Source organism: Kitasatospora sp. NPDC094016, from assembly GCF_040304045.1.
Lineage (GTDB): Bacteria > Actinomycetota > Actinomycetes > Streptomycetales > Streptomycetaceae > Kitasatospora.
The window spans coordinates 34,769-58,507 of sequence record NZ_JBEOUK010000032.1; the positions used below are offsets into that span (position 1 = coordinate 34,769).

Below are 23,739 nucleotides of genomic sequence, written 5' to 3' on the forward strand. Positions count from 1 at the left end.
CGGAATCGTCATCCTGATTGGTCACTGGGAGTCAGCTGGGAGTGAGAGATTGTCCTTCGGCTTTAAACAAGCCATTCTGAATAATGCACATTCCTTGAGAGAGTCTTTAATGACACGACGGTCCCGGGCCTCGTCCGCATTCGCGGGCGGGGCCTTCTCTACGCGTCGGATGCGCCCCGTATCAGCGCTCCTGACGCTCGGCCTGCTGGTGCAGGCCGGTGTGGTGGTGGACGCGGTGACAGCCGCCCCGGCCTCCGCCGCACCCACACCCGCCACTCCGCCCGCCACTCCGGCCACCGAGGCACCTGACGAGGCTTCGGCGCTGCTCTCGGCCCGGCTGCAGAAGCGGCGGATCGAGGTCACCAACGCCCGCACGGAGTTCACCACCCTGTGGGCGAACCCGGACGGCACGCTGACCTCCGACCGCTCCACCGGGCCGATCCGGATGAAGGTCGGCGACGCCTGGGTGCCCGTCGACACCACGCTGGTGCAGACCCCGGACGGCAAGGTCGCGCCGAAGGCACACCCGGGCGGGGTCGTCTTCGAGGGCGGCGACGCCGGGGTGACGGTCGGCGACAGCCTGCCGAGCACGGCTCCGGCCACGACTCCGAGCGCAGCGGCCACCACTGCGCCGGCCACGGCACCGGCGACGTCGCCCAGTGCGATACCGACGGCCCCCGCTTCCGCGTCTCCGTCGTCGTCTCCGTCGGCCTCGGCCTCTGCCTCTGCCTCTGCTTCCGCCTCTGCTTCCGCTTCCGCTTCGGCTTCGGCTTCGGCTTCGGCTTCCGCTTCGGCTTCGGCTTCGGCTTCGGCTTCGGCTTCGGCTTCGGCCGACGCAAGCCGGGCCTCCCGCAGCGGCGCCCGCGCCGCCGCCCAGGCCGCCGACCCGCAGTCCGCCCCGGCCCCGCTCCCCGCCGAGCGCGAGCTGGTCAAGATCGGCTCCGGTGAGCAGCAGGTCAAGTTCGGCTGGCTGGGCAAGCTGCCCAAGCCCAAGCTGGAGGGCAACAAGGCGACCTACGTCAACGCCCGCCCCGGCGTCGACCTGGTCCTCGAAGCCACCCGGACCGGTTTCGAGCAGTTCCTGATCGTCAAGGACCGCTCCGCCGTCGCCCAGACCGGCACGATGACGATCCCGCTGGACACCACCGGGCTCACCGTCTCGCCGCAGCAGGACGGTTCGATCCAGCTGCTCGACAAGGCGACCGGCAAGAGCGCGGTCAAGATCCCGGCCCCCGTCATGTGGGACGCCGCGATCGACCCGGCCTCGCAGGAGCACCTGAACCGCGGCCCGGTGACGATGGAGGTGCGCGGACAGGGCGCGGACACCGAGCTGGTGTTCACCCCGGACGCCGCCTTCCTCGCCGACTCGAAGACCCAGTTCCCGGTCACCATCGACCCGGTGGTGGACGTCGACACCACGTTCGACACCTACGTCCAGACCAACGAGAACATCGACGCCTCCGCGTCGACGGACCTCAAGCTGGGCAGCTACGACGGCAAGGTCGTGGCCCGGTCGTTCCTCACCGTCCCGGGCGGGTCGTTCAACGGCAAGCAGATCCTGGGCGCCACGCTCAACCTCGCCAACTACCACTCCTCGTCCTGCGTCCCGAAGCAGTGGGAGGTCTGGAACGCGCCCGGCGCGGCCTGGTGGACCCGCTGGGGCAACCAGCCCGCGATGGAGAAGAAGTGGGCCACCTCGAACGACACGTACGACGTGGCGAACGACGGTGACAACCACGACTGCTATGCCCCCGACGGCACGTTCTGGGCCAAGGCCGACGTCACCGAGATGATCCGGTACTTCGCCGGGTTCGGCTACAACGACTACGGGTTCGCCCTCAAGGCGGCCGACGAGTCGAGCAACCTGTCCTGGAAGAAGTTCAGCTCCGCCGAGGGCTACTGGCCTCCGTACCTCTCGATCACCTACAACACCGTCCCGGCCACCCCGGCGACGGTGGAGGTGCTGCCCTCGCAGCAGGGCAACCCGCGCTACACCTCGGACGCGAACCCGCGCTTCCAGGTGCAGGCGGCCGACCCCGACGGCGACCCGCTGAAGGTCTACCTGGACCTGTGGCGCGGCGGCACGTTCCTCGGCAGCATCGTCCGGGACACCCCGAACGGCGCGATCGCGACCGTCCGCCCCTCCGACTACGGCATCGCCAAGCTCGACGAGGGCGTGCAGTACTCGATCTGGGCCATGCTCGACGACGGCAAGTCCCGTTCCGGCTGGGTCGGCACCAACGTCATCGCCGACACCGTCAAACCTGGCACCCCGTTCGTCAGCTCCTCCGACTACCCGGCGGACGGACTGTGGCACGGCACCGCCAACCAGGCCGGGTCGTTCACCTTCTCCCCCGCCCCCGGCACCGACGACACCGCCGCCTACGTCTACACCCTGGACGGCGGCACCCCGGTGACGGTCGCCGCGACCGGCGCGCTGACCACGTCGATCACGCCGACCACCGAGGGCCGGCGCGTGCTCAGCGTGCAGTCCAAGGACCGCGCGGGCAACCTGTCCCCGCCCGCGACGTACACCTTCCAGGTCGGCCAGGCCGGCATGAGCTCGCCCGTCAACGGCACCCAGTCCGCGAAGCGCGTCAAGCTCGCGGTCGACGCGCAGGCGCAGTTCCAGCGCGTCGTCTACCAGTACCGCCGTGGCCCCGGCGCCGCGGAGTACAACGTCCCGCGCACCAACCTGACCAAGGCGGACAACACCGCGGTCACCGAGGACAAGCCGCGGCTCGCGGACCTCGGCCCGCACGCCAACTGGAGCGTCCTCGATACGCTCGGCCAGGTCGGCGGCGTCGTCCAGGTCCGCGCCCTCCTCTTCCCCGAGGACGGCTCCGGCAACGGCTACGCCACCGTCTGGAACACCATCACGGTCGACCGCAACGCCGACGGCGCGGCCGGCACCGGCATCGGTCCCGGCTCGGTCAACCTGCTCACCGGTGACTACTCGACCGACGTCACCGACGCCAACGAGTTCGCCATGTCGGTGGCCCGCACCACCTCCTCTCGGGACACCGGCCGCGGCTGGCAGCCCCAGGGCGAGCGTCTGACGCTCAACCAGCGCCAGGTGGGCACCGACCTGACCGGCTTCACCGCCGGGCAGGCGACGCTGTCCCGCTCCACGGCCCGCGGCCACGACAACTCGCCCGACTCGCTCCTGGTCGTCCCGGCCGGCTCCGGCTGGGACTCCTTCGCCGCGCTCGGCCCCGAGTACACGCTCGGCCAGGGCATGCAGCCCGGCAAGACCTACCGCCTCACCGGCTGGATCTACGTCCCCGGCGCGACCGGCCTGGACAACCCGCTGGCCAATCGCGGTCTGCGGATGGTCGGCGTCTACCGCACCCCAGCCGGCTACGGCGAGACCGCCTCTCCGAAGGCGTCGTTCACCGACGGCTGGCAGCAGCTGACGCTGGACCTGACGGTGCCCAAGGACGCCACCGAGGCCTGGTTCCGCCTCTACAACGGCAACACGGCCGGCAGCGGCAAGGAGGTCTTCTTCGACGACCTGTCGCTGAAGGAGATCGTCGCCCCGTTCGGCCCGCAGTGGTCCGGCGGCCCGAACGCGGGCACCGGCTCGGACTACCGGGCGCTGTCGTTCCCGCAGTCCGACCTGGTCGAGATCAAGGGCAACGACGACAGCTCGCTGACCTTCGCCAAGGGCACCGACGGGACCTTCTTCCCCGAGCCCGGCGCCGAGTCGATGACCCTCAAGGCCGTACCCGCGAAGTCGGGTTCGATGCTGCTGTCCTCGTCCGGGCAGTGCCTGGAGGTGCCGAACGGCTCGGCCGGCAACGGCGCCAGGCTCCAGCCGGCCGCCTGCACCGGCGCGTCGAACCAGCAGTGGACCCGCGGCGACGACCTGACCCTGCGCCTGCTCGGCTACTGCCTGGACAACCCCTGGGGCCAGACCGGCAACGCCACCCCGCTCACGCTGTGGGGCTGCAACGGCGGTGACAACCAGCAGTGGGAGGTCCGTACCGACGGCACGGTCATGAACCGTCACTCGGGCCAGTGTCTCGACGCCGACAAGGGCGCCTCGATCTGGGTCTGCTGGACCGGCCCCAACCAGGTCTGGGACGTCCAGACCTCCGGCACCACCTACGAGCTGAGCGAGCTGGACGGCTCGAAGACCGTCTTCGCCCGCCAGGCCGGTTCGAACATCTACCAGGTGGTCAGCGAGACGGGGGCGGAAGCCGCGTCGACCACCCGCTACCAGTACGACACCACTGACGGCCGCTCGCTGGTCAAGCGCGTCATCCCGACCGTCGAGCCAGGCGTCGACGACGTCAACGGCTGCACCGTCGACCCGCTGCCGCGCGGCTGCGAGGTGATGGAGTACGACTACGCGAAGGCCACCACCGCCACCTCCTCGACGCCGGGTGACTACCTGGACCGGGTGCGAGGCGTGAAGGTCTGGTCGTGGAACCCCGCCACCTCCAAGCAGGAGGCCGTCGAGGTCGTGCACTACGTGTACGACGACCGCGGCCGCCTGGCTCAGGTGTGGGACCCGCGTCTGGCCACCCCGCTGAAGACCTCGTACAGCTACGACGACGCCGGCCGGGTCACCCGGATCGGCGCTGCCGGTGAGTTGCCGTGGAACTTCGACTACGGCAAGGCCGCAGCCGATCAGGACCCGGGCCGTCTCCTCAAGGTCCGCCGCGGCACGCTCTCGCCGGGCAGCAAGGACCAGGTCAACGGCGAGATCGCGACGTCGGTCGTCTACGAGGTGCCGCTGACCCGCGGCGCGGGCGGCCCGTACGACCTCTCCGGTGCGGACGTGGCCAAGTGGGCGCAGACCGATGCGCCGACCGACGCCACCGCCGTGTTCGGCCCCGAGGACGACCCCGGCACCAACACCGCCTCGGCGGCGAAGCCCGGCCCGGACGGCTACAAGCCCGCCGGTGTCCACTACCTCAACGCGTCCGGCAGCGAGGTCAACACCGCGACCCCGTCGGTCACCCCGGGCGGTGACATCGACACCAAGGAGTACGACCGCTACGGCCACGTCGTCCGCGCCCTGGAGGCCACCAACCGCTCCATCGCGCTCGGCACGCACCCGGACGCGGACAAGATCGCAGCCGAACTGAACCTCACCACGGCCGACTCCGCGACCCGGGCACGCCTGCTGGACTCCCGCACCGTCTTCACGGCCGACGGCCTGGACGTGGCGGAGACGCTCGGTCCGGTTTACCGCGCGTCGCTCGCCGAGCAGGTCAACGGCCAGACCAACCCGGTCGTCGTCACGGCCGAGGCCGAGAAGCTGCCGCAGCTCGGGACCAACACCAAGGTCCAGATCGACAACGACTGCTGCGGCGTCACCTGGTCCGGCGGCGCTCACCTGAGCATTCGCGGCACGACGGCGGGCGCGTTCGACGCGATGCGCGTCACCGTTCCCGAGGAGGGCGAGTACGTCCTCTCCGGCCAGCTGACCAAGAACAGCGACCACGGCGTCATCCAGTGGGCGATCGACGGCAAGGACGTCGGCCAGCGGATCGACACCTACAGCGCGAACGCTGCGGTGGCCCCGTACACCACCGGCGCACCCGCGAAGCTGACGCGCGGCGACCACGAGCTGAAGCTCACCGTTGTCGACACCAACGCGGCCAGCGGCGGCGAGCGGTTCCACACCGGCATCGACACCGTCACCCTCACCAAGGCGACCGTCAACCCGACCCTGGCCGCCGGGACTTCGGTCGTCGCCCGCGACCACAACACCAACACCTACGACGAAGGGAAGCCCGACGGCCAGGCCTACCACCTGGTCACCACCGCCACCGACGGCGCCCGCATCGACGGTTACGCCGACGACGTCGAACTGCGCGTCACCAAGACCGGCTACGACACGCCGATCGGCGGTACCTCCGGCTGGACGCTCAAGCTGCCCACCGCAGTCACCACCGACGCCCTCGGCACCAAGCCCACCTCGACGGTGAAGTACAACGCCTCCGGACGCGCGCTGGAGTCCCGCAAGCCGGGCTCGAACGGTGCCGACGCCGGAACGGTGAAGTCGGTGTTCTACACCGCCGGAGCCAACCCGGACGACGCCGCGTGCGCCAACCGTCCCGAGTGGGCGGGCCTGCCCTGCGTCACGATGCCGGGCGGCGCGATCACCGGATCCGACGACACGCGGATGCCGACCACCCTGCCGGTCAAGCGGGTCACCCGCTACTCGGCGTTCAACGAGCCCGAGGAGACCACCGAGACCAACGCGGGCAAGAGCCGAAAGACCGTCACCGTCCACGACGGGCTGGATCGCGTCGTCTCGACCGAGATCACCTCGGATGAGGGCAAGCCGCTGCCGAAGGTCACCGTCGAGTACGACCCGGCCACCGGCGACGCGGTGAAGACCACCTCCGGCGGCAAGTCCCTGACTAGGGTCATGGACCAGCTGGGCCGGCTGATCTCCTACACGGACGCCGACGGCGCCACCACCACCTCGGAGTTCGACAAGTTCGGCAAGCCGGTGAAGCTGAGCGACCCGACCGGGTCCACCAGCTACACCTACGACCGCGCGAAGGAGCCGCGCGGATTCCTCACCTCCGTCACGGACAGCGTGGCGGGCGAGTTCACCGCCAAGTACGGCACGAGCGGTCAGCTCGTCGAGCAGACCTACCCCGGCGGCATCGTCCGCAAGGACACCTTCAACGCCATGGGTGTGGCCACCGGCCGTACTTACAGCCGTAGTTCCGACAACACCGTGGTCTGGGCCCAGAGCACGGACATCTCCACCCAGGGCCAGGTGGCCAAGGACACCAGCTCCACCGCCACCCGCTCCTACCGGTACGACCGGCTCGGCCGGCTGGTGAAGGCCGAGCAGACCACGGTCGCCACCGGCTGCGTCACCCGCCAGTACGCCTTCGACGCCCACTCCAACCGCCTGTCCAAGCAGACCTCCCCGCGCGGGGCAGCCGGCGAGTGCAGCACGGCCGGGGCCACGACGGAGAACCACACCTACGACAGCGCCGACCGGCTCACCGACGCCGGCTTCGTCTACGACGCCTTCGGGCGCACCGTGAAGACGGCCACCGGCGCGACCAACACCTACTGGGCCAACGACCGCGTCGCCGCCCAGGAGAAGGGGGACACCAAGCAGGAGTGGGCCGTCGACGCCGCCCACCGCCTGACCGCGTTCACCACCAGCAAGAAGCAGGCCGACGGCACCTGGGCCAACGCCACGTCGAAGCTGAACCACTACAGCGACGACTCGGACGAGGTCCGCTGGACCGTCGAGGACACCGCCCAGGGCACCCTGACCCGCAACGTCTCGGGCCCGGACACCGACCTGGTCGCCACCACCAGCAAGACCGGTGACGTCCAGCTCCAGCTGACCAACCTGTTCGGCTCGGTGGTCGTCACCACCGACACCGCGCTCACCAAGCCGGTGGTGCTCGACTTCGACGAGTTCGGGATCCCGCAGGACGGTCAGGCCAACGCCCGCTACGGCTGGCTCGGCGGCAAGCAGCGCTCCGCCGAGGCCCAGGACGGCGACATCCTCATGGGTGCCCGCCTCTACAGCCCGGCCCTCGGCCGCTTCCTGCAGATCGACCCGGTGCCCGGCGGCAACGCCAGCCCGTACGACTACTGCACCGGCGACCCGATCAACTGCACCGACCTCGACGGCAACTGGGGCATCAAGAGCTTCCTGAAGAAGACGGTCGAGGTTGTCGCCAAGGTCGCCGAAGTGGCCGCCTACATCCCCGGCCCGATCGGCACCATAGCGGCCGTGGTCTCCTCGGTCTCCTACGCGGCCACCGGGAACACGGCCAAGGCTGCCGAGATGGCGGTCGTGGCAGTGGCGCAGGTCGTCGGCGCAGGCGCCGCAGCGGGGGCTGCATTCGCAGCCGTCAAGGCCGTTTCCGCAACGCGCAAGGTGGCCAAGGCCGTTGCCTGGTCGGCCACCAAGGCGAAGGTCAAATACACCGAGAAGCTGTTTCTCAGCAAGACCTTCGGAGGAAGGTCGGAGAGATTCGGCAACGCGAGCATGACTGCCTTCAAGAAGGGTGAGCAGAAGCTCGGCCTCAGAGAACCTGGCAAGGCCGGTCGGTACAATAGTGGGAACAAGGACACCAGGTGGGCCGCCGGTTGGTCGGTTCACAAGCGTGATGGCGACAAGATCTATCGAGCCGTCTTCAGGATCAAGACGCCCATCCCCAAGCTGCGGAAGATCGACGCCCTCTGGGGCCCCCGCATCGGGAAGCACGCGTTCAAGCATCACTGGTAACCGCAAGGAACGACAGAGTCAGGCATATCGACGAGGGGTCGCATTGGAAATCGAGGAGATGGCCGAGAGGATCTCGGCCGCCGGATCGTCCCGGGAAGTGATTCCCGACTTCCTGCCGATCTCGGTCAACATCGATCAGGATGATCCGATGGTCACCGTGCACCTTGGCGGCGCCTTGGACATCGACCTACGCCCCGTAGGGGACTGGTCCCGTTATGGATTCTTCTGCGACGGCTTCTCGTTCGAGGAAATGCCGGCCGAGTCGGCAGTCTCCGCAGTGCTGTCGATTGCACTGGGGGATGCCAGCGTCAGGACCACCGGGAAATGGATATTCCGGGAACGGGTCTTGGAGTTCGATATCGATGGAGAGCAGTGGCGGGCGTTCCGGCCGCTGTCTCACGAGACGCCGCTTTGGGAGCAGATCATCGGCAAGTAGAAAAGAAGATGTCTAGCTAGCGTTCGAGTGGCCCACCGTCCTTTTTCGGCGGGCCACTCCGCACCTAATCCGCTACACCACCCGTCGGGGCGCCATCCGAAGTTCGGATGGCGCCCCGACTCACACCACAACTGGGGGAAATCATGCAGAAGAGGCGCAGTCCCTGGGCTCTCGCGTACTTCCTGATCGGGCTCGTGTGCGCACTGATCGCGGCCTCGTCGGCGGCGTACGGAACCAGGGTCGACGACCTCATCCCGATCGTCCTCGCCGGGGTTCCGGCTCTGGTCCTGGCCGACGGCAAGTCGGACCAACTGCCGCTGCTGGCCGGCTACGGGTGGGGGACGGAGGCGAACCGACGGGTCGAAGGCCTCGTGGCCGAGTTGGAGAGGGCGCGGGCCTCAGCGCTCACAGCTTCGGCGCAACCTCCAGCGCCCGGGAGAGGGCGGTGAGGAGGGGGAGGGTGGGGGCGGCGTGGCCCGCCTCGATGGCGCGGATCTGGGCGTCGGTGAGGTCGGCGCGCTTGGCGAGGTCCGCGACGGAGAGGCCGAGGGCGGTGCGGCGCTCGCGGACGGCGCGGGCGAGGGCGCCGGCCGGGTCGCCGTCGGGGTGGGCGGGGAAGTCCTCGATCAGTGGGCGCGCGTGGTTCACCGGACCTCCTCATACGCGGGTGGGGGCGCACAGCCTGGCACATGATCAGAGCAGGAAGTGCGAAGCGGCGGTCAAGGATTCTTGACCGCCGCTTTGTCGTCCGGCCGCTTGACTCGCTACGTGACGGGGTGCGGGTGCCCGAGGTGGGGGAAGACGGGGAGGACGTCGGTGTGCGGGAGGATGTGGTCGCTGGTGATCTTGCCGCCGGAGACCATGGTGAGGCGGGCCGAGGTCACGTCGTCGACGAGGGTGCGCCCGTTGGGGTAGGCGGCGGGGCGGGAGCGGTCGTAGCGGAGGATGTCCGGGAGGACGAGCTTGAGGGTCTCGGTGGCGGCCGCGGTGGTGTAGTCCCCGGTGTGCTGGAGGACGGCCGTCCAGGCCTCGCGGTAGGTGTCCCAGTCGTCGGCCGGCTCGCCCGCGTTGTACGCGTCCTTCACCTCCTCCTTGTTGAAGTAGGCGGTGAGGGAGGGGTGCGCGCCACGGTCGACGGAGACGAGCTGCCCGTCCTGGCGGAGGCTGACCCGGGCCCAGACGCCGATCGTCGGGTCGGGGCCGAGGTCACTGTCGGGGACTTCGAGGGCGATGCCGAAGACGTTGGCGTCGGCCATGGCGTCCTTGCCGGTCCAGGTGAAGTTGTCGACGATCCCTTCGAGGTCCGCGAAGAAGGGATCGCTGCGCAGGCCGACGGAGAGCTTGCGGCCGTTCGCCTCGATGACGTCGGGCGTGTCCCCGAAGGCGACCGGGGCTTCGGAGAACAGGACGTCCCCGGTGGGCTCGTGCTTCTGCGCGGCGGCGCCGGTCGCGCGGTGGACGGTGACGGTCTGGGCGCCGGTGTGGGTGGGGGCGGAGAAGGTGAAGGAGTAGGCGACGTCGGCACGGTGGTCGCCGTCGTTGTCGATGTTGATGCGGTAGACGGCGTCGGGGTGGAACTCGGCTGCCTGGGTGGGGGCGTAGGGGTTCGCGTTCATGATCAGGACGGTCCGGCCGGGCGCGTCGGCGGCCGGGAAGGCGAACACGTCGGTCAGGTCGAGCCGCGAGTCGCCTCGGGGCGAGCGGAGGTTGGGGCCGCTGAGGTGATGGGACATGGGACCGTTGGTAGCAGCCCCCACCCGGCACCGGCCCGACGACACCCGCGCTCCGCCCACCCGTCCGCCGATTGGCCGCCATCTCCCGGCGGACCATCTCCCGGCGGACCTCCACCGGCTCGTCGCGCGGAAGCGGCGAGCCGGTGGCGGAGACCGAATCAGACCTCGACAGTCGCAGCGAACGCCACGAACGCCACGAACGCCCGCCGTCAGCCCCCGGCCCGCACGCCGCCGCCGCCGCCGCCGCCGCTACCGAACACCGCCTTGATGAGCCGGTCCAGCGCCTTCGGGAACTCCTGTGCCGGGTCGGATGCGGAGTCGCCGGTGGTCAGTCCGGCGGTCAGGGTCTTGCTGCCGTCGGGGGTGCCGATCATCAGTGCCCCGTAGCCGCCGGGGGCACCGCCGTTGTGGTGGACGATGGTGCCGCCGTCCGGGCCGAGGTCCTGGACGAACAGGCCCAGGCCGTAGCCGAGCGCCCCGTACGGCGTGCGCATCTCGTCCAGCAGGGGGGCGGGCAGGAGCTTGCCGCCGAGCAGGGCCGCGAAGAAGGTGCGGAGATCCCGGGTGGTCGAGATCAGGTCGCCGGCGCCGACCAGGAGGGAGAGGTTCTGGCGGGCGACGTCGACCACCTTCCACTGGTCGCCGTCCTGGTAGCGGTAGTAGCCGTGGGCGTGCGGCCCGGGGAGCTCCGGCGAGTCGCCCGGCACCGCGGTGTCCCGCAGTCCGAGCGGCCGCAGGATCCGCCGCCGCATCTCCTCGGCGTACGGGCGGCCGCCGGCCTGCTCGATCAGGAGCACGGCCAGCGTGTAGTTGGTGTTGGAGTAGCTCTGGTCGGTGCCCGGCTCGAACCGTGCCGGCTTGGAGAGGGCGAACTGCGCGAGTTCTTCGGGCCGGTAGCTGTGGAACCGGTTGTCCACCCATTCCTTCCCCATCGCGGGGATCCCCGGTACGAACGTTCCGTCGGGTTCGAGGTCGCCGGTGTAGCTGGCCAATCCGCTGGTGTGCTGGAGCAGCATCCGTACGGTGATCCGCCGGTCCAGCCCGAACTGCGGCAGGTGGTCGGCCACCGGGGTGTCCAGCCCGATCACGCCGTCGGCCACCAGCTGCAGCACCAGCGTGGCGACGAAGGTCTTGGTGGTGCTGCCCACCCAGAACGTCCCGTCCACCGGCGGCTTCGCGGCCTCGCCCAGCTTGCGCACCCCGGCGCTGCCGACCCATTCCCCGCGCTCGTCGTGCACGCGCAGCTGTATCCCGGCGAAGCCGGCGTCGACGAACTCCTGGGTGGCCTGCTGCAGTTCCGGGCGGTCCTGGGCGGTGTCGTTCCCGACGGTGTGGAGGGTGCTGGTCATGGTCGTTCCTCGTCTCACGGTGGGATGGGCGCGGCGCAGTTCGGGGGTGGGTGAGCGGTGCCGCGTCAGAGGCTGCGGGCGGTGATGTCGCCGTAGGCGGTGGTCGCGTGGATGTTCAGGCCGGCGGCGGCGCCGTCGGTGTTCTTGAGCGCGTTGTGGATCCGGCCGTAGGTGGTGCCGGCATCCAGGGAGGCGGAGACTCCGCGGGCGGCGCCGACGGACACGTCGCCGGCCTCGGTGCGCAGCGTGACCGTGCCGTGGACGGCTTCGGCGATGTGGATGTCGCCCTTGGCGGTGGTGATCTCGGCGGGGCCGTTGAGGCGGCCGACGGAGATGTCGCCGGCGAGGACGGCGAGGTGGGCTCCGGCGGTCTCGTCGAGCTTGACCGAGGCCTGCGCGCCTTCGAAGGTGACGTCGCCGAGGCGTCCGACGCCCCGGAGTTCGGCGCTGGCCGTCTTCGCCTGGATGCGGGAGCCGGCGGGCAGTTGGACGGTCACCTCGACGGTGCCGGACTGGCCGAGGATCCGGTTCTCGGCCGCCGCCGCCTCGATCCGCAGGACGCCGTCGGCGTATTCGACCGTGGTCCGCTCCGCCGCCTTCACGTCGCGGCTCTTCGAGGCGTCGGCGGGCAGGACCTCGACCGTGGTGTCGGCCCGGTCGGCGGCGATGAACCGGATGTGCCCGGCGGGGATGTCGAGGACGGCCGAGACCGGGGCGGGGGTGGCGAACTTCTGCATGATGCTCTCCTGCGGCTCGTTGTTTCTGACAACGGAAACGCTACGTTGCCTTCACGCCACATGGCAACAGCAATGTCGTACGCAATCGACATCACTGCAGGTCAATACCCTATTATCGTTGCAACAGTTGCAGATTTAACGCAACGTCAGCCGGGCCGCCCGTTGCACTGGATTGAGCGTGAACGCTATGCGCCGGCCCGCCCCGGCGCGCCGCCGCATCAGCCCACGGATGTAAACCCCCAGGCCAATGCGCGCGGCCGCACCGTCATCCGGTGGTCGGATGTGGCCGGGTGCGCCGCGATGACAGCCTTCCGTTCAGGTGCACGGAGATCCACCGGACGGTCCGGACGGCCCGTCAGGGGCGCTTACCCGACAGCCCGGTGTCGAACGACGACCGCACCCGCGAGGACCGCGCGCCTCGGCCCGGTTCCGTCCAGCACACCCAGGGAGGGCCCATGACCACCACGCCGTTCACGAGCCGACACGCCATGACGCGCCGCCGCCTGCTGGGGGCCGCACTGGCCGCCGGAGCCACCGGGGCCGCCGCGCCGCTCGCCCTCGCCCGCCCCGCGTGGGCGGCCGGCGGGGCCGCCGCCCCCGGCACGCCCGCCGCCACCACGCCCGGCGGCCCGGCGCGGCTCACCCTGCCCGAGCCCACCGGGCCGCACCCCGTGGGCACCGTCCCGCTGCACCTGCTCGACGCCTCCCGCCCGGACCCGCTGGCCGGCCCGGGCCGGTTCCGCGAGCTGATGGCGAGCGTCTGGTACCCCGCCCGCGAGGCCGGGGCGTACCCGCTCGCGCCCTGGATGACCGACGGCGCACTGCGGGCGTTCCTCGCGGACACGGGCTTCGCCATCGACCCCGCGCTCGCTCCGCTCACCTCCGGCCGCGTGGGCGCCCCGGTCCACCGCGCGGGCCGCCGCCTGCCCGTCGTCGTCTACTCGCACGGCGCGCACAGCCACCGCGCCGACCACACCGTGATGGTCCAGGAACTCGCCAGCCACGGCTACGTGGTGGTCACCGTCGACCACACCCGCGACGCGATCACCGAGTTCCCCGACGGACTGGTCCTCACCCCGGACCGGAGCGTCCCGATGGGGCCGAAGGACTTCGCCGCGGACATCCGCTTTCTCCTCGACCAGGTGGAGGCCCTCGCCGCCGGGCGCAACCCCGACGCCGACGGCAGGCCGTTGCCCGCCGGGTTGCCGTTCGCCCTCGACCCGGACCGGATCGGCATGTTCGGCTGGTCGAAGGGCGGTACGGCCACCGTCTACACCATGCTCACCGACCGGCGCGTCCGCGCCGGACTGAGCCTGGACGGCCCGATGCAGCCGACCATCACCACCGACCTGGACCGGCCGTTCATGATGATGACCGCCGCGTTCACCCGGGCCGGCCAGCCGGACGTCGCCGAGTTCTGGACGCACCTGCGCGGCTGGCGGCTCGACGTCCAGGCCCAGGGCGCCGTGCACGTCTCGTACGGCGACAACCAGGTGCTGATCCCGCAGGCCGCCGAGCTCCTCGGCCTGACCGACGAACAGGTCCGGGGCATGATCGGCACCCTCGACCCGGCCCGCGCGGTGAAGATCCAGCAGGCGTACCCGGTGGCCTTCTTCGACCTGCACCTGCGGCACCGCGCCGGCCGCCTCCTCGACGGGCCGTCCGCGGCCTTCCCCGAGGTGACGTACCTGCCCTGAGGCACTGCCCTGACACGTCGCCTCGCGACACTGCTCCGCGACCGTGGCGGCCGACCCCTCCCCGGGGTCGGCCGCTACGGCGTTTCGGCCCGGATCTCGTCCAGCGACTCCCCCAGCACCCCCTTGGCCCGGGTGAACCAGTCGGCGATCACCGCGATCTCGTCCGGCGTGTAGTCGGCGAACAGCGCGCCGATCCGCTCGTAGAACGGGCCGTAGACCTGGAGGACGCGCTGCTGCGCGTCCTCCGCCATCACCACGCGGACGCGCCGACGGTCGGCCGGGTCGGCCTCGCGGCGGGCGTAGCCGGTCTTCTCCAGCCGGTTGAGCACGCCGGTCACCGCGCCGGTGGTCAGCTGCGCGCGCTCGGCGAGGTCGCCGGCGGCCAGCGGCTCCCCGGCCATCGCGGCCTCGATGACGAAGCCGAGGCAGGTCAGGTCCGTGACGTTGAGCCCGAGCCGGGCGGCGATGTCCTGCTGGCCGAACTGCGCCAGCGCGATCATCCGGTCCATCGCGTAGAGCGCCTGCTCGGGCGTCGCCCTGGGGCGCGGCTTGCCCTTCACCCGATATCTCCTTAGCATCTAAGTTACTTAGCTCGTGAGATAAACGGTTCGACCCGTCCATCCCGACCCGCCCATCACACCAAACGAGGAGCAATGAGCGCACACGGCGACCACGACATGGGGCACACCATCGCCGGCTGGACCGGCTCCGTCATCGCGATCCTCGGCTTCACCGTCGCGGGCGCCGCCCTCGTCCTCGGCTCGGCCGCCGGGCTCTGGGCCGGCGGGATCCTCACCGCCCTCGGCGCGCTCGCCAGCTGGCTGCTCCACCTCGCCGGCTGGGGCAAACCCACCGGCCCGCGCCCGCCCGCCCACCGGCACTGGCGCACCCCCGACCCGACCGGCCGCCGGGGCCACCCCCACTGCCTCGGCTGCCGCCTCGCAGGCCGCACCCCGGCCCCGATCCAGGCGCCGGCCCCCGCCCCCGCACGGGCCCAGCGGCACATCAGCGCCTGAGACCCGCCGACACCGCCGGTTCCGCACCCGCCCGATACGGCTTCGCCAGCACCGGCGCCCCCGCACGCCGCGGCCCCCGTCGGGCTGCCCGCCCGACGGGGGCCGTCGCGTTGCCCGGCTCAGACCGAGGTGCCCTGGGTGACGGGGGCCGTGGCGGTGGGCGGAGTGGTGCTGCCGGCGGTGCTGCCGAGGGCGCGCTGGACCTTGGCGACGGCGGCGCGGTACTGGAACGAGGCCAGCTGGGAGGAGTCCCCGCCGCGCTGGAAGAAGCCGAAGGCCATGCCGACGGTGCCGAAGCGCTCGACGCCGACGAAGGCGTTCAGCTGGACGCCGGCCAGGGTGCCGTCGAGGCGGACGGCGGGCGCGTCCTGGCGGTCGCCGAGGGTGACCGGGGTGACGGTGAAGGTCACCGAGTCGTTGGCACCGGCGTTGAAGGTGATGGTGTGGCAGCTCTTGAGGGCCGCGGTGGCGGCGCCGAGGTCGGTGGTGAGCTTTCCCGCGTCCTCGGCGGTGAGGGACTCGGTCACCATGGGGTTGCCGCCCGGGCCGTCCAGTTCGGCTTCGGCGTGCGGGGTCTCGGGGCCGGGGACGCCGGTGTGCATGTTGATCAGGTCGCTGAGGGCGTCGCAGCCGTTGGCCGGGGACGGCATCGTGCTGGGGCTCGCGCTGGGGCCGGCCGTACTGGGCACCTGGGTGAAGCCTGGGCCGACGTCGTCGACGGTGAGCAGGGCCGCGGTGAGTTGGTCGGAGGTGGGCAGGCCCTGGGCGGGCTGGCCTGGCGTCGCGGCCGCGGCGAGGTGGGCCGGGCCCACGGCGACCGCCGCGGCGAGGGCGGCGGCGGCGAGGGCGAGGAGCGGCTTCGGGTGGGACATGCGGGCCCCCCGGTCGAGGGTGCGGGCAGGGACAGGCACCAGTGTCCCACCGGGCCCGACAGGGGGCTCGCGGGCGCGGATCGCCGCAGGTCAGACCCCCTGGTCCAGCTCGTCCGCCTGGTCCGCCGGGGGCACGTCGAGCGCTTCGAGAGTTTCGAGGGTTTCGAGGGTTTCGAGGGTTTCGAGGGTTTCGAGGGTTTCGGTGAGCCACTGCACCCAGAAGGCCTCCAACCCGATGCCCGCCCGCAGCACGGCGTGCTGGAGGCGGTTCTCCCCGGCCGTCGCCTCGGCCGGGAAGTCGTGCCGCTCGATCTCCCGGTAGTCGTCCAACTGCGCGCGGTGCAGCGCCAGGTGCCGCCGCACCTCGGCCGCCAGGCCGTCCGTGCCGACCACCGCGGCGGCGCGCAGCCGTAGCAGCAGCGGTTCGCGGACGGCGCGCGGCGCGGCGCCCTCGGCCGTCCAGCGGACGAGTTCGGCGCGGCCCTCGGGCAGGACCTCGTACTCCTTCTTCTGCCCGCGGACGGGGCCGGACGGCTGGAGGGCCCGGATCTGTCCGGAGGCCTCCAGCCGGCCCAGTTCGCGGTAGATCTGCTGGTGGGTGGCGGGCCAGAAGAAGCCGATCGACTTGTCGAAGCGCCGGGTCAGCTCCAGCCCCGAGGACGGTTTCTCCAGCAGGGCGGTGAGGATGGCGTGCGGCAGCGACATGCCGTCGATCCTAGGGTGTGCCCAAGGCGCGCCCAGGTCCTGTCCGGCCGAACAGGACCCGGCGCGGAAGGAAGGGTCAGATCGCGGCGGCCAGTTCGGTGCCCTGCTTGATGGCCCGCTTGGCGTCGAGTTCGGCGGCGACGTCGGCGCCGCCGATCAGGTGGGCCTCCAGGCCGCGCTCGCGCAGCGCCTCGTAGAGGTCGCGGCGCGGCTCCTGGCCGGTACAGAGCACCACGGTGTCCACGGGCAGCAGTTGGCGCTCGCCGTCGACGGTGAAGTGCAGGCCGGCGTCGTCGATCAGGTCGTACGTCGCGCCGGCGACCATGGTGACGCCGCGGTGCCGGAGTTCGGTGCGGTGGATCCAGCCGGTGGTCTTGCCGAGCCCGGCACCGACCTTGCTGGTCTTGCGCTGGAGCAGGTGGACGGCGCGCGGCGGTGCGGGCCGCTCGGGGCGGCGCAGTCCGCCGCGCTCGCGGTACTCCGGGTCGATGCCCCACTTGGCCTGGAACACGGCCGGGTCGAGGCTGGCCGCGTCGCCCGGGTCGGTGAGGAAGCCGGCCACGTCGAAGCCGATGCCGCCCGCGCCGAGGATGGCGACCCGCTCGCCGACGGGGGCGCCGTCGCGCAGGACGTCGAGGTAGCCGACGACGCTGGGGTGGTCGACGCCGGGGAGGTCGGCGGGGGTTCGCGGGGTGACGCCGGTGGCGAGGACGAGTTCGTCGAAGTTCTCGGCGGCGAGCCGGTCGACGGTGGCGGTGGCGCCGAGGCGCTGGGTGACGGCCAACTCGGCGAGCCGGGTGCGGTAGTAGCGCAGCGTCTCGTCGAACTCCTCCTTGCCGGGCACGCGTCGGGCGGTGTTCAGCTGCCCGCCGATCGCCGCGGCGGCGTCGAACAGGGTGACGTCGTGGCCGCGTTCGGCGGCGGAGACGGCGAAGGCGAGCCCGGCCGGGCCGGCTCCGACGACGCCGATGCGCTTGCGCGATCTGGTGGGCGTGAGCACGAGTTCGGTCTCGTGGCAGGCGCGCGGGTTGACCAGGCAGGAGGTGATCAGGCCGCTGAAGGTGTGGTCGAGGCAGGCCTGGTTGCAGCCGATGCAGGTGTTGACGGCGTCGGCGCGACCGCCCTCCGCCTTGGCGACGAAGTCGGCGTCGGCGAGCAGCGGGCGGGCCAGCGAGACCAGGTCCGCGCAGCCGTCGGCGAGCAACTGCTCGGCGATCTCCGGGGTGTTGATGCGGTTGGTGGTGACCAGCGGGATGCCGACGGTGCCCATCACCTTCCTGGTCGCCCAGGCGAAGGCGCCGCGCGGCACGGAGGTGGCGATGGTGGGGATGCGGGCCTCGTGCCAGCCGATGCCGGTGTTGATGATGGTCGCCCCGGCGGCCTCGACGGCCTGGGCGAGGCGGACGACCTCGTCGAGGGTGGAGCCGCCGGGCACCAGGTCGAGCATGGAGAGGCGGTAGACGATGATGAAGTCCTCGCCGACCCGCTCGCGGACCCGGCGGACGATCTCCACCGGGAAGCGCATCCGGCGCTCGTACGGGCCGCCCCATTCGTCCTCGCGCCGGTTGGTGGTGGCGACGACGAACTCGTTGATCAGGTAGCCCTCGGAGCCCATGATCTCGACGCCGTCGTACCCGGCGCGGCGGGCGAGTCCGGCGCAGCGGACGAAGTCCTCGACGGTCTGCTCGACCTGTGCGGCGGTGAGCTCGTGCGGGACGAAGGGGCTGATCGGGGCCTGGAGGGCGCTGGGGGCGACCAGGTCGCGGTGGTAGGCGTAGCGGCCGAAGTGCAGGATCTGCAGGGCGATCTTCCCGCCGGCGGCGTGCACGGCTTCGGTGACGACGCGGTGGCGGTCGGCTTCGGCCCCGGTGGTGAGCATCGCGCCGCCCTCCCAGGGGCGCCCGGCCTCGTTGGGGGCGATGCCGCCGGTGACGATGAGGCCGACGCCGCCGCGGGCCCGTTCGGCGTAGAACTCGGCCATCCGCCGGTAGCCGTCGGGGGCCTCCTCCAGGCCGACGTGCATGGAGCCCATGACGACGCGGTTGGGCAGGGTGGTGAAGCCGAGGTCGAGCGGGCTGAGCAGGTGCGGGTAGCGGCTGCTGCCGGGGGTGGTGCTCATCGACGCGCTCATCGACGTCTCCTGGGGGCGGCGGGGGTCGGTGTTACCGCAGAGTAGGGGACGGCGGCCCGATGTGCAACTAGTTGCATAAGGGGGTTGCGGGCCGGGCCCGCGCTCTGCCGGTTCCCGCGAACTCCCGCGCATGATCCGCGTATTGTCAGATCGGCAGTGTCGGCAGCTCGGAAAGGACCGCCATGCGGGGCAGCTCGATAGCCGTGATCGGCGGCAGCATCGCCGGAAGCGCCTTCGCCGGGGCCGCCGCCCGGCTGGGAGCGGACCGGATCATCGTCCTGGAACGCAGCGAGGGCCAGCTGGAGGACCGCGGCGTCGGGATCTGCATCAACGACGACCGCTTCGACGAACTGGTCCGCGCCGGCCACCTCCACGACGGCATCCGCCGCCACCGCCTCACCGTCCGCCGCTGGGTCACCCGGGAGACGGCCGAGGACCGCGGCGGCGACGGACCGGACGGGCGCGGGCGGGTGCTCTGGAAGCAGCCGATGCCGTTCCACTCCCACCACTGGGCCGTCCTCTGGCAGGCCCTGCGCGAACGCACCCCCGACCGGGTCGAGTTCCGGCAGGGCCACATCGTCACCGCGGCCGGCACCGACCAGGACGGCGCCTGGACGGCCGCCCCCGACGGCACCCGCGAACCGTACGACCTGGTGATCGGCGCCGACGGCTACCGCTCGGTGGTCCGCGCGGCGGTCTGCCCGCAGGCCCGGCCCGCGTACGCCGGGTACGTGTGCTGGCGCGGCAGCTACGACGCCGCACTGCTGGCGGAGCTCCCCGGCGGGGCCGCGGCCTGGCCGGAGGACGAGTGCGCCACCGTCTGCTACCCCGGCGGCCAGGTCGTGATCTACCGCATCCCCGGGCTCACCCCCGGCACCACCCAGGTGAACTGGGTCTTCTACGCGCCCACCCCCGCCTGGCTGCGCCTCGACGGCCCGACCAGCATCCCGGCGGGCACCCTCACCGACGAACAGCTCGACGAGCTGCGCCGGCTCGCCGAACGGCACCTGCCGCCGTACTGGGCCGCCCTGGTCACCCTCACCCCGCGCGAGCGGACCTTCCTCCAGCCCGTCTACGACCTGGAGACCCCGCGCCGCACGACCGGCCGGCTGCTGCTCGGCGGGGACGCGGCCACCGTCGTCCGCCCGCACAACACCAGCGGCGCGGTGAAGGCCTTGCAGGACGCGCACGCCTTCGAGCAGGCCGGGCGGGCCGCCGCCGCGGACGGCGGGTCCTGGCCGGCCCTGCTGGCCGCGTACGACCAGGAGCGGGGCGTGGTCGGGCGGGAGCTCGTGGAACTGGGCCGACGGCTCGGCCGGGAGCAGGTCGCCGCCGCACCGGACTGGTCGGCCATGGACGAACCGGGAATGGACGCCTGGTGGCGCCGTCAGCTCACCGGCAGCGGGGGTTTCGGCGGCCACGCCCTCGGGCGTCCCGAGTGAGCGTGGGCCGCACAGGCCGGCGGCCGCCGAAACCCCGTCAGATCACCTGCTGCAACCCACCTGCCGCGATCAGACGTTGACGCCGTAGTCGGTCGCGATGCCGCGCAGACCGGAGGCGTAACCCTGCCCTATCGCGCGGAACTTCCACTCCGCGCCGTTGCGGTACAGCTCACCGAAGACCATCGCGGTCTCGGTGGACGCGTCCTCGCTGAGGTCGTAGCGGGCGATCTCCTGGCCGTTGGCCTGGTTCAGCACCCGGATGAACGCGTTGCGCACCTGCCCGAAGTTCTGCAGCCGGGCGTCGGCGTCGTAGATCGACACCGGGAAGACCACCTTCGCCACGTCGGCCGGCACCCGCGCCAGGTCGACCTTGATCTGCTCGTCGTCACCGTCGCCGCCACCGGTCAGGTTGTCACCGCTGTGCTCGACCGAACCGTCGGGGCTGCGCAGGTTGTTGAAGAAGACGAAGTGCTGGTCCGAGACCACCTTGCCGAGCGCGTTGCAGAGCAGCGCACTGGCGTCCAGGTCGTAGTCGGCGCCGGTGGTGGTGCGCACGTCCCAGCCGAGACCAACGATCACGGCGCTCAGGCCAGGCGCCTCCTTGCTCAGCGAGACGTTGCCGCCCTTGGCCAGTGAAACTCCCACAATGCCCTCCTCGATCTCTCCCTGCGGACGAATCTACAACACTGTAGAGATCACGGGAATCCACCTGCGGTCGGGCCCCACCCCGGGGATTTCTCAGGGGCTCCACCGGGAACCACCCGTCACCCCGGCCGCCGCACCCGCCGGGCCGAGGCCCCGCGGCCGCCCTAGACTGGCGGTGAATCCCCTGGTCCGCCCCGACCGGTGGCCCCCGCGCGGGAGGTTCCCCATGCGCCAGCGGTACAGCTTCCACCTCGACCAGGCCGGGCACTCGGTCACCGTCAACGTCCGCTCCGGCTGGATCACCGAGACCGAGTTGCTGGTGGACGGCAAGGAGTGCGCCTTCCACCGCGTCCACGGGCACGGCGTCTACCCGCTGACGCTCGCCGCCCAGCTCGCCGAGGAGCCGCCGCTGCCGCTCTCGGTGCGGCTGGACCGCGCGGGCGCGGCCGAGCAGCCGTACTCCTGTGTCCTGGAGGTCGCGGGGGCCGAGCACCCGATGCCGGAGCGCGCGGCGCGCTGATTCCCCCACCCGCTACAGGCGCCGCGCCACGATCTCCTCGACCGCCTTCCGGGCCCGCTCGGCGTCCTCGGCGACCAGGCCGATCCTGGTCCGGCGGTCGAGCACGTCGGCGACGTCGAGCGCGCCCTCGTGCGTGACGGCGTAGGCGACCTCGGCGCGCGTCACGTCCAGGCCCTCCGCGATCGGGGTCGACTCCCCGGCGGCCAGCACCTCCTGGGACGATCCGCCGTGGCGGGCGAGCAGCGAGCCGGGCACGGCGCCCGCCGGGAGCGGGCGGCTGTCCCGGTGGGCCGGGGCGCCGACCAGCGGCAGGCGGGCCGTCCAGCAGGCCCGGGCCGGCAGGCCGCGCAGCCGGACGGCGGCGTCCACCGCGTCCTCCGCCATCCGCCGGTAGGTGGTGAGCTTGCCGCCGACCACCGTGACCAGCCCGGACGGCGACTCCAGCACCGCGTGCTCCCGGGAGATGTCGGCGGTGCTGCCGCCCCCGGTGTCGATCAGCGGCCGCAGTCCCGCGTACGCGCCGCGCACGTCCGCCCTGGTCAGCGCGGTGCTCAGGGCGGCGTTGACGGTGTCGAGCAGGAAGGCGAGCTCGCCCTCGGCGGGCTGCGGCTCGTCCGGGATCGGACCGGGCGCGTCCTCGTCGGTCAGCCCGATCGCCACCCGGCCGAGCTGCTGGGGCAGCGCGAAGACGAAGCGGCTGGTCGAACCGGGCACCGGCACGGTGAGCGCCGCGGTCGGGTGGCCGAGCGCGGCGGCGTCCACCAGGAGGTGGGTGCCCCGGCTGGGGCGCAGCCTGATCGACGGGTCCACCTCGCCCGCCCAGACGCCGGTGGCGTTGACCACCGCGCCGGCCTCGACGGTCAGCGACTGCCCGGTGACGGTGTCGGTGAGCCGGGCGCTGCTGCCGGTCACGGACTCCGCCCGCACCCTGGTCAGCACGGTGGCGCCGTACTGCGCCGCGGTCCGCGCCAGCGCCACCACCAGCCGGGCGTCGTCGACGAGTTGGCCGTCGTGCGCGACCAGCGCGCCGGACAGTCCGGCGGTCCGCACGCCCGGCACCAGCTGCCGCGTCCGCGCGGCGCCGATCCGGCGCACCCGGGGCAGCAGCGCGCCCGGCGTCCCGGCGCCGATCCGCAGCGCGTCCCCGGCGTGGAAGCCCACCCGGATCAGCGAGGCCTGCCCGGGGCGCAGCAAGCCCGGGAGCAGCGGCACCAGTTGGGGCAGCGCGCGGATCAGGTGCGGGGCGGTGCGGGTCATCAGCACGCCGCGCTCGATCGCGCTCTCCCGAGCCACCCCGATCCGCCCGGAGGCGAGGTAGCGCAGGCCGCCGTGCACCAGTTTGGAGCTCCAGCGGCTGGTGCCGAAGGCCAGGTCGCGGGACTCGACCAGCACCGTGCGCAGCCCGCGCGAGGCGGCGTCCAGGGCCACCCCGGCGCCGGTGACGCCACCGCCGATCACCAGCAGGTCGACCCGCGGGTCGTCCCCCAGCGCTTCGAGTTCCGCCTGGCGCCGGCCGGCGTCGAGTCGGCTGGAGCCGGCGAAGGGAGCGGCGGAGGATTCGGCGGGGTGAGCGGCGGAGGATCCGGCGGGCGTCGAGGTCATGGCGCGAGGTATCCGTTCAGTGCTCTGGTCAGTTCGCGCCGCCAGGCGGCCTCCGGCAGCAGGGAGGCGACCATGCGGTGCGACTGGACGGTGGACTGGGCGATCAGCAGGACCATGGCGGCCAGTTCGACCGGCTCCCCGGCCCGGATCGAGCCGTGCGCCTGCCCCTGCTCGATGCCGGCCCGCAGCGCCTCCAGCAGGCCGCGCTGGCTGGTGCCGAGGCGCTCGACGACGTACTCCAGCAGCAGGTCGGAGTCGGCGGAGCGCAGCAGCGCGCCGAGCACCGGGTGGTCCCGCAGCCGAACGGCCACCTCGACGACCCCGTCGACGAAGGCCTCCCGGCCGATCGGGGCGCCGTCGCCCCCGAGGGTCAGGGCGACACCCTCCCGGGTGGCCCGGATCTCCCGGGTGAGCAGGGCGCCGATCACCGCCCGGACGTCCGGCCAGCGCCGGTAGACGGTCGGCCGGCTGACCCCGGCGCGGCGGGCGATCTCCGCCAACTGCGTTCGGCGCACGCCGAGATGGACGATCAGGTCGGCGGCGGCGTCCAGGATCGCGTCGTCGGTGCTGCGGGCGGGACTGCCAGGGGGCTCGGCGTTACTACTTGACATGATGTGTGAAACT

17 protein-coding genes are annotated in these 23,739 nt (G+C 71.9%); 6 read left to right on the forward strand and 11 right to left on the reverse strand.

Annotation, left to right across the window (positions count from 1 at the left end; all coding sequences use genetic code 11):
- The first annotated feature begins 169 nt into the window (after positions 1-169).
- A complete protein-coding gene (locus tag ABT015_RS26015; protein ID WP_350883047.1) occupies positions 170-8,230 on the forward strand; it encodes a ricin-type beta-trefoil lectin domain protein in 8,061 nt (2,686 codons plus the stop codon).
- Positions 8,231-8,273: 43 nt separating this feature from the next.
- Positions 8,274-8,666 (forward strand): hypothetical protein, encoded by a 393-nt coding sequence (locus tag ABT015_RS26020; protein ID WP_350883049.1) that lies wholly within the window; start codon positions 8,274-8,276, stop codon positions 8,664-8,666.
- A 405-nt stretch (positions 8,667-9,071) separates the two neighbouring features.
- On the opposite strand, the gene ABT015_RS26025 is transcribed toward ABT015_RS26020, so the two are convergent.
- The 4 genes from ABT015_RS26025 to ABT015_RS26040 all read right to left on the reverse strand — a co-directional run bounded on the left by ABT015_RS26025 (position 9,072) and on the right by ABT015_RS26040 (position 12,485).
- Positions 9,072-9,314, reverse strand: coding sequence for a helix-turn-helix transcriptional regulator (locus tag ABT015_RS26025; protein WP_350883051.1), 243 nt, complete (start codon positions 9,312-9,314; stop codon positions 9,072-9,074).
- Positions 9,315-9,430: 116 nt separating this feature from the next.
- On the reverse strand, positions 9,431-10,399 hold the full coding sequence (locus tag ABT015_RS26030; protein ID WP_350883053.1) for a DUF4331 family protein: 969 nt from the start codon (positions 10,397-10,399) through the stop codon (positions 9,431-9,433).
- Between the two features lie 209 nt (positions 10,400-10,608).
- Positions 10,609-11,748: a serine hydrolase domain-containing protein gene (locus ABT015_RS26035; protein WP_350883055.1), complete on the reverse strand. Its 1,140-nt coding sequence runs from the start codon at positions 11,746-11,748 to the stop codon at positions 10,609-10,611.
- A gap of 65 nt (positions 11,749-11,813) precedes the next feature.
- Positions 11,814-12,485 carry a DUF4097 family beta strand repeat-containing protein gene (locus tag ABT015_RS26040; RefSeq protein WP_350883057.1) on the reverse strand — a complete coding sequence of 224 codons (672 nt, stop codon included), beginning with the start codon at positions 12,483-12,485 and terminating at the stop codon, positions 11,814-11,816.
- Between the two features lie 455 nt (positions 12,486-12,940).
- Between ABT015_RS26040 and ABT015_RS26045 the strand changes: the two genes are divergently transcribed.
- A complete protein-coding gene (locus ABT015_RS26045) occupies positions 12,941-14,182 on the forward strand; it encodes an alpha/beta hydrolase family protein (protein WP_350883059.1) in 1,242 nt (413 codons plus the stop codon).
- Positions 14,183-14,256: 74 nt separating this feature from the next.
- Here ABT015_RS26045 and ABT015_RS26050 read toward each other — a convergent pair whose 3' ends face one another.
- A complete protein-coding gene (locus ABT015_RS26050; RefSeq protein ID WP_350883061.1) occupies positions 14,257-14,742 on the reverse strand; it encodes a MarR family transcriptional regulator in 486 nt (161 codons plus the stop codon).
- Between the two features lie 93 nt (positions 14,743-14,835).
- Here ABT015_RS26050 and ABT015_RS26055 point away from each other — a divergent pair, with 93 nt between their 5' ends.
- Positions 14,836-15,198 carry an HGxxPAAW family protein gene (locus ABT015_RS26055; protein WP_350883063.1) on the forward strand — a complete coding sequence of 121 codons (363 nt, stop codon included), beginning with the start codon at positions 14,836-14,838 and terminating at the stop codon, positions 15,196-15,198.
- 119 nt (positions 15,199-15,317) lie between these two features.
- Here the strand turns inward: ABT015_RS26055 and ABT015_RS26060 are convergent, their stop codons facing one another.
- The 3 genes from ABT015_RS26060 to ABT015_RS26070 form a co-directional block, all read right to left on the reverse strand.
- Entirely contained in the window at positions 15,318-16,070 is a 753-nt protein-coding gene (locus ABT015_RS26060) for a hypothetical protein (RefSeq protein ID WP_350883065.1), read from the reverse strand.
- A gap of 90 nt (positions 16,071-16,160) precedes the next feature.
- Positions 16,161-16,775, reverse strand: a complete 615-nt coding sequence (locus ABT015_RS26065; RefSeq protein ID WP_350883067.1) for a PadR family transcriptional regulator — start codon at positions 16,773-16,775, stop codon at positions 16,161-16,163.
- A 76-nt stretch (positions 16,776-16,851) separates the two neighbouring features.
- Complete coding sequence (locus ABT015_RS26070; protein ID WP_350883069.1) at positions 16,852-18,906, reverse strand: oxidoreductase; 2,055 nt, start codon at positions 18,904-18,906, stop codon at positions 16,852-16,854.
- A 182-nt stretch (positions 18,907-19,088) separates the two neighbouring features.
- Here ABT015_RS26070 and ABT015_RS26075 point away from each other — a divergent pair, with 182 nt between their 5' ends.
- On the forward strand, positions 19,089-20,348 hold the full coding sequence (locus ABT015_RS26075; protein ID WP_350883071.1) for an FAD-dependent monooxygenase: 1,260 nt from the start codon (positions 19,089-19,091) through the stop codon (positions 20,346-20,348).
- A 69-nt stretch (positions 20,349-20,417) separates the two neighbouring features.
- Here ABT015_RS26075 and ABT015_RS26080 read toward each other — a convergent pair whose 3' ends face one another.
- Entirely contained in the window at positions 20,418-20,993 is a 576-nt protein-coding gene (locus tag ABT015_RS26080; protein ID WP_350883073.1) for a TerD family protein, read from the reverse strand.
- A 226-nt stretch (positions 20,994-21,219) separates the two neighbouring features.
- Between ABT015_RS26080 and ABT015_RS26085 the strand changes: the two genes are divergently transcribed.
- Positions 21,220-21,513 carry a hypothetical protein gene (locus ABT015_RS26085; RefSeq protein WP_350883075.1) on the forward strand — a complete coding sequence of 98 codons (294 nt, stop codon included), beginning with the start codon at positions 21,220-21,222 and terminating at the stop codon, positions 21,511-21,513.
- A gap of 12 nt (positions 21,514-21,525) precedes the next feature.
- Here the strand turns inward: ABT015_RS26085 and ABT015_RS26090 are convergent, their stop codons facing one another.
- Positions 21,526-23,115 carry a glycerol-3-phosphate dehydrogenase/oxidase gene (locus ABT015_RS26090; protein WP_350883077.1) on the reverse strand — a complete coding sequence of 530 codons (1,590 nt, stop codon included), beginning with the start codon at positions 23,113-23,115 and terminating at the stop codon, positions 21,526-21,528.
- On the reverse strand, positions 23,112-23,726 hold the full coding sequence (locus ABT015_RS26095) for a TetR/AcrR family transcriptional regulator (protein WP_350883079.1): 615 nt from the start codon (positions 23,724-23,726) through the stop codon (positions 23,112-23,114). The genes ABT015_RS26090 and ABT015_RS26095 overlap by 4 nt, the downstream gene beginning before the upstream one ends.
- Positions 23,727-23,739 lie beyond the last annotated feature (13 nt).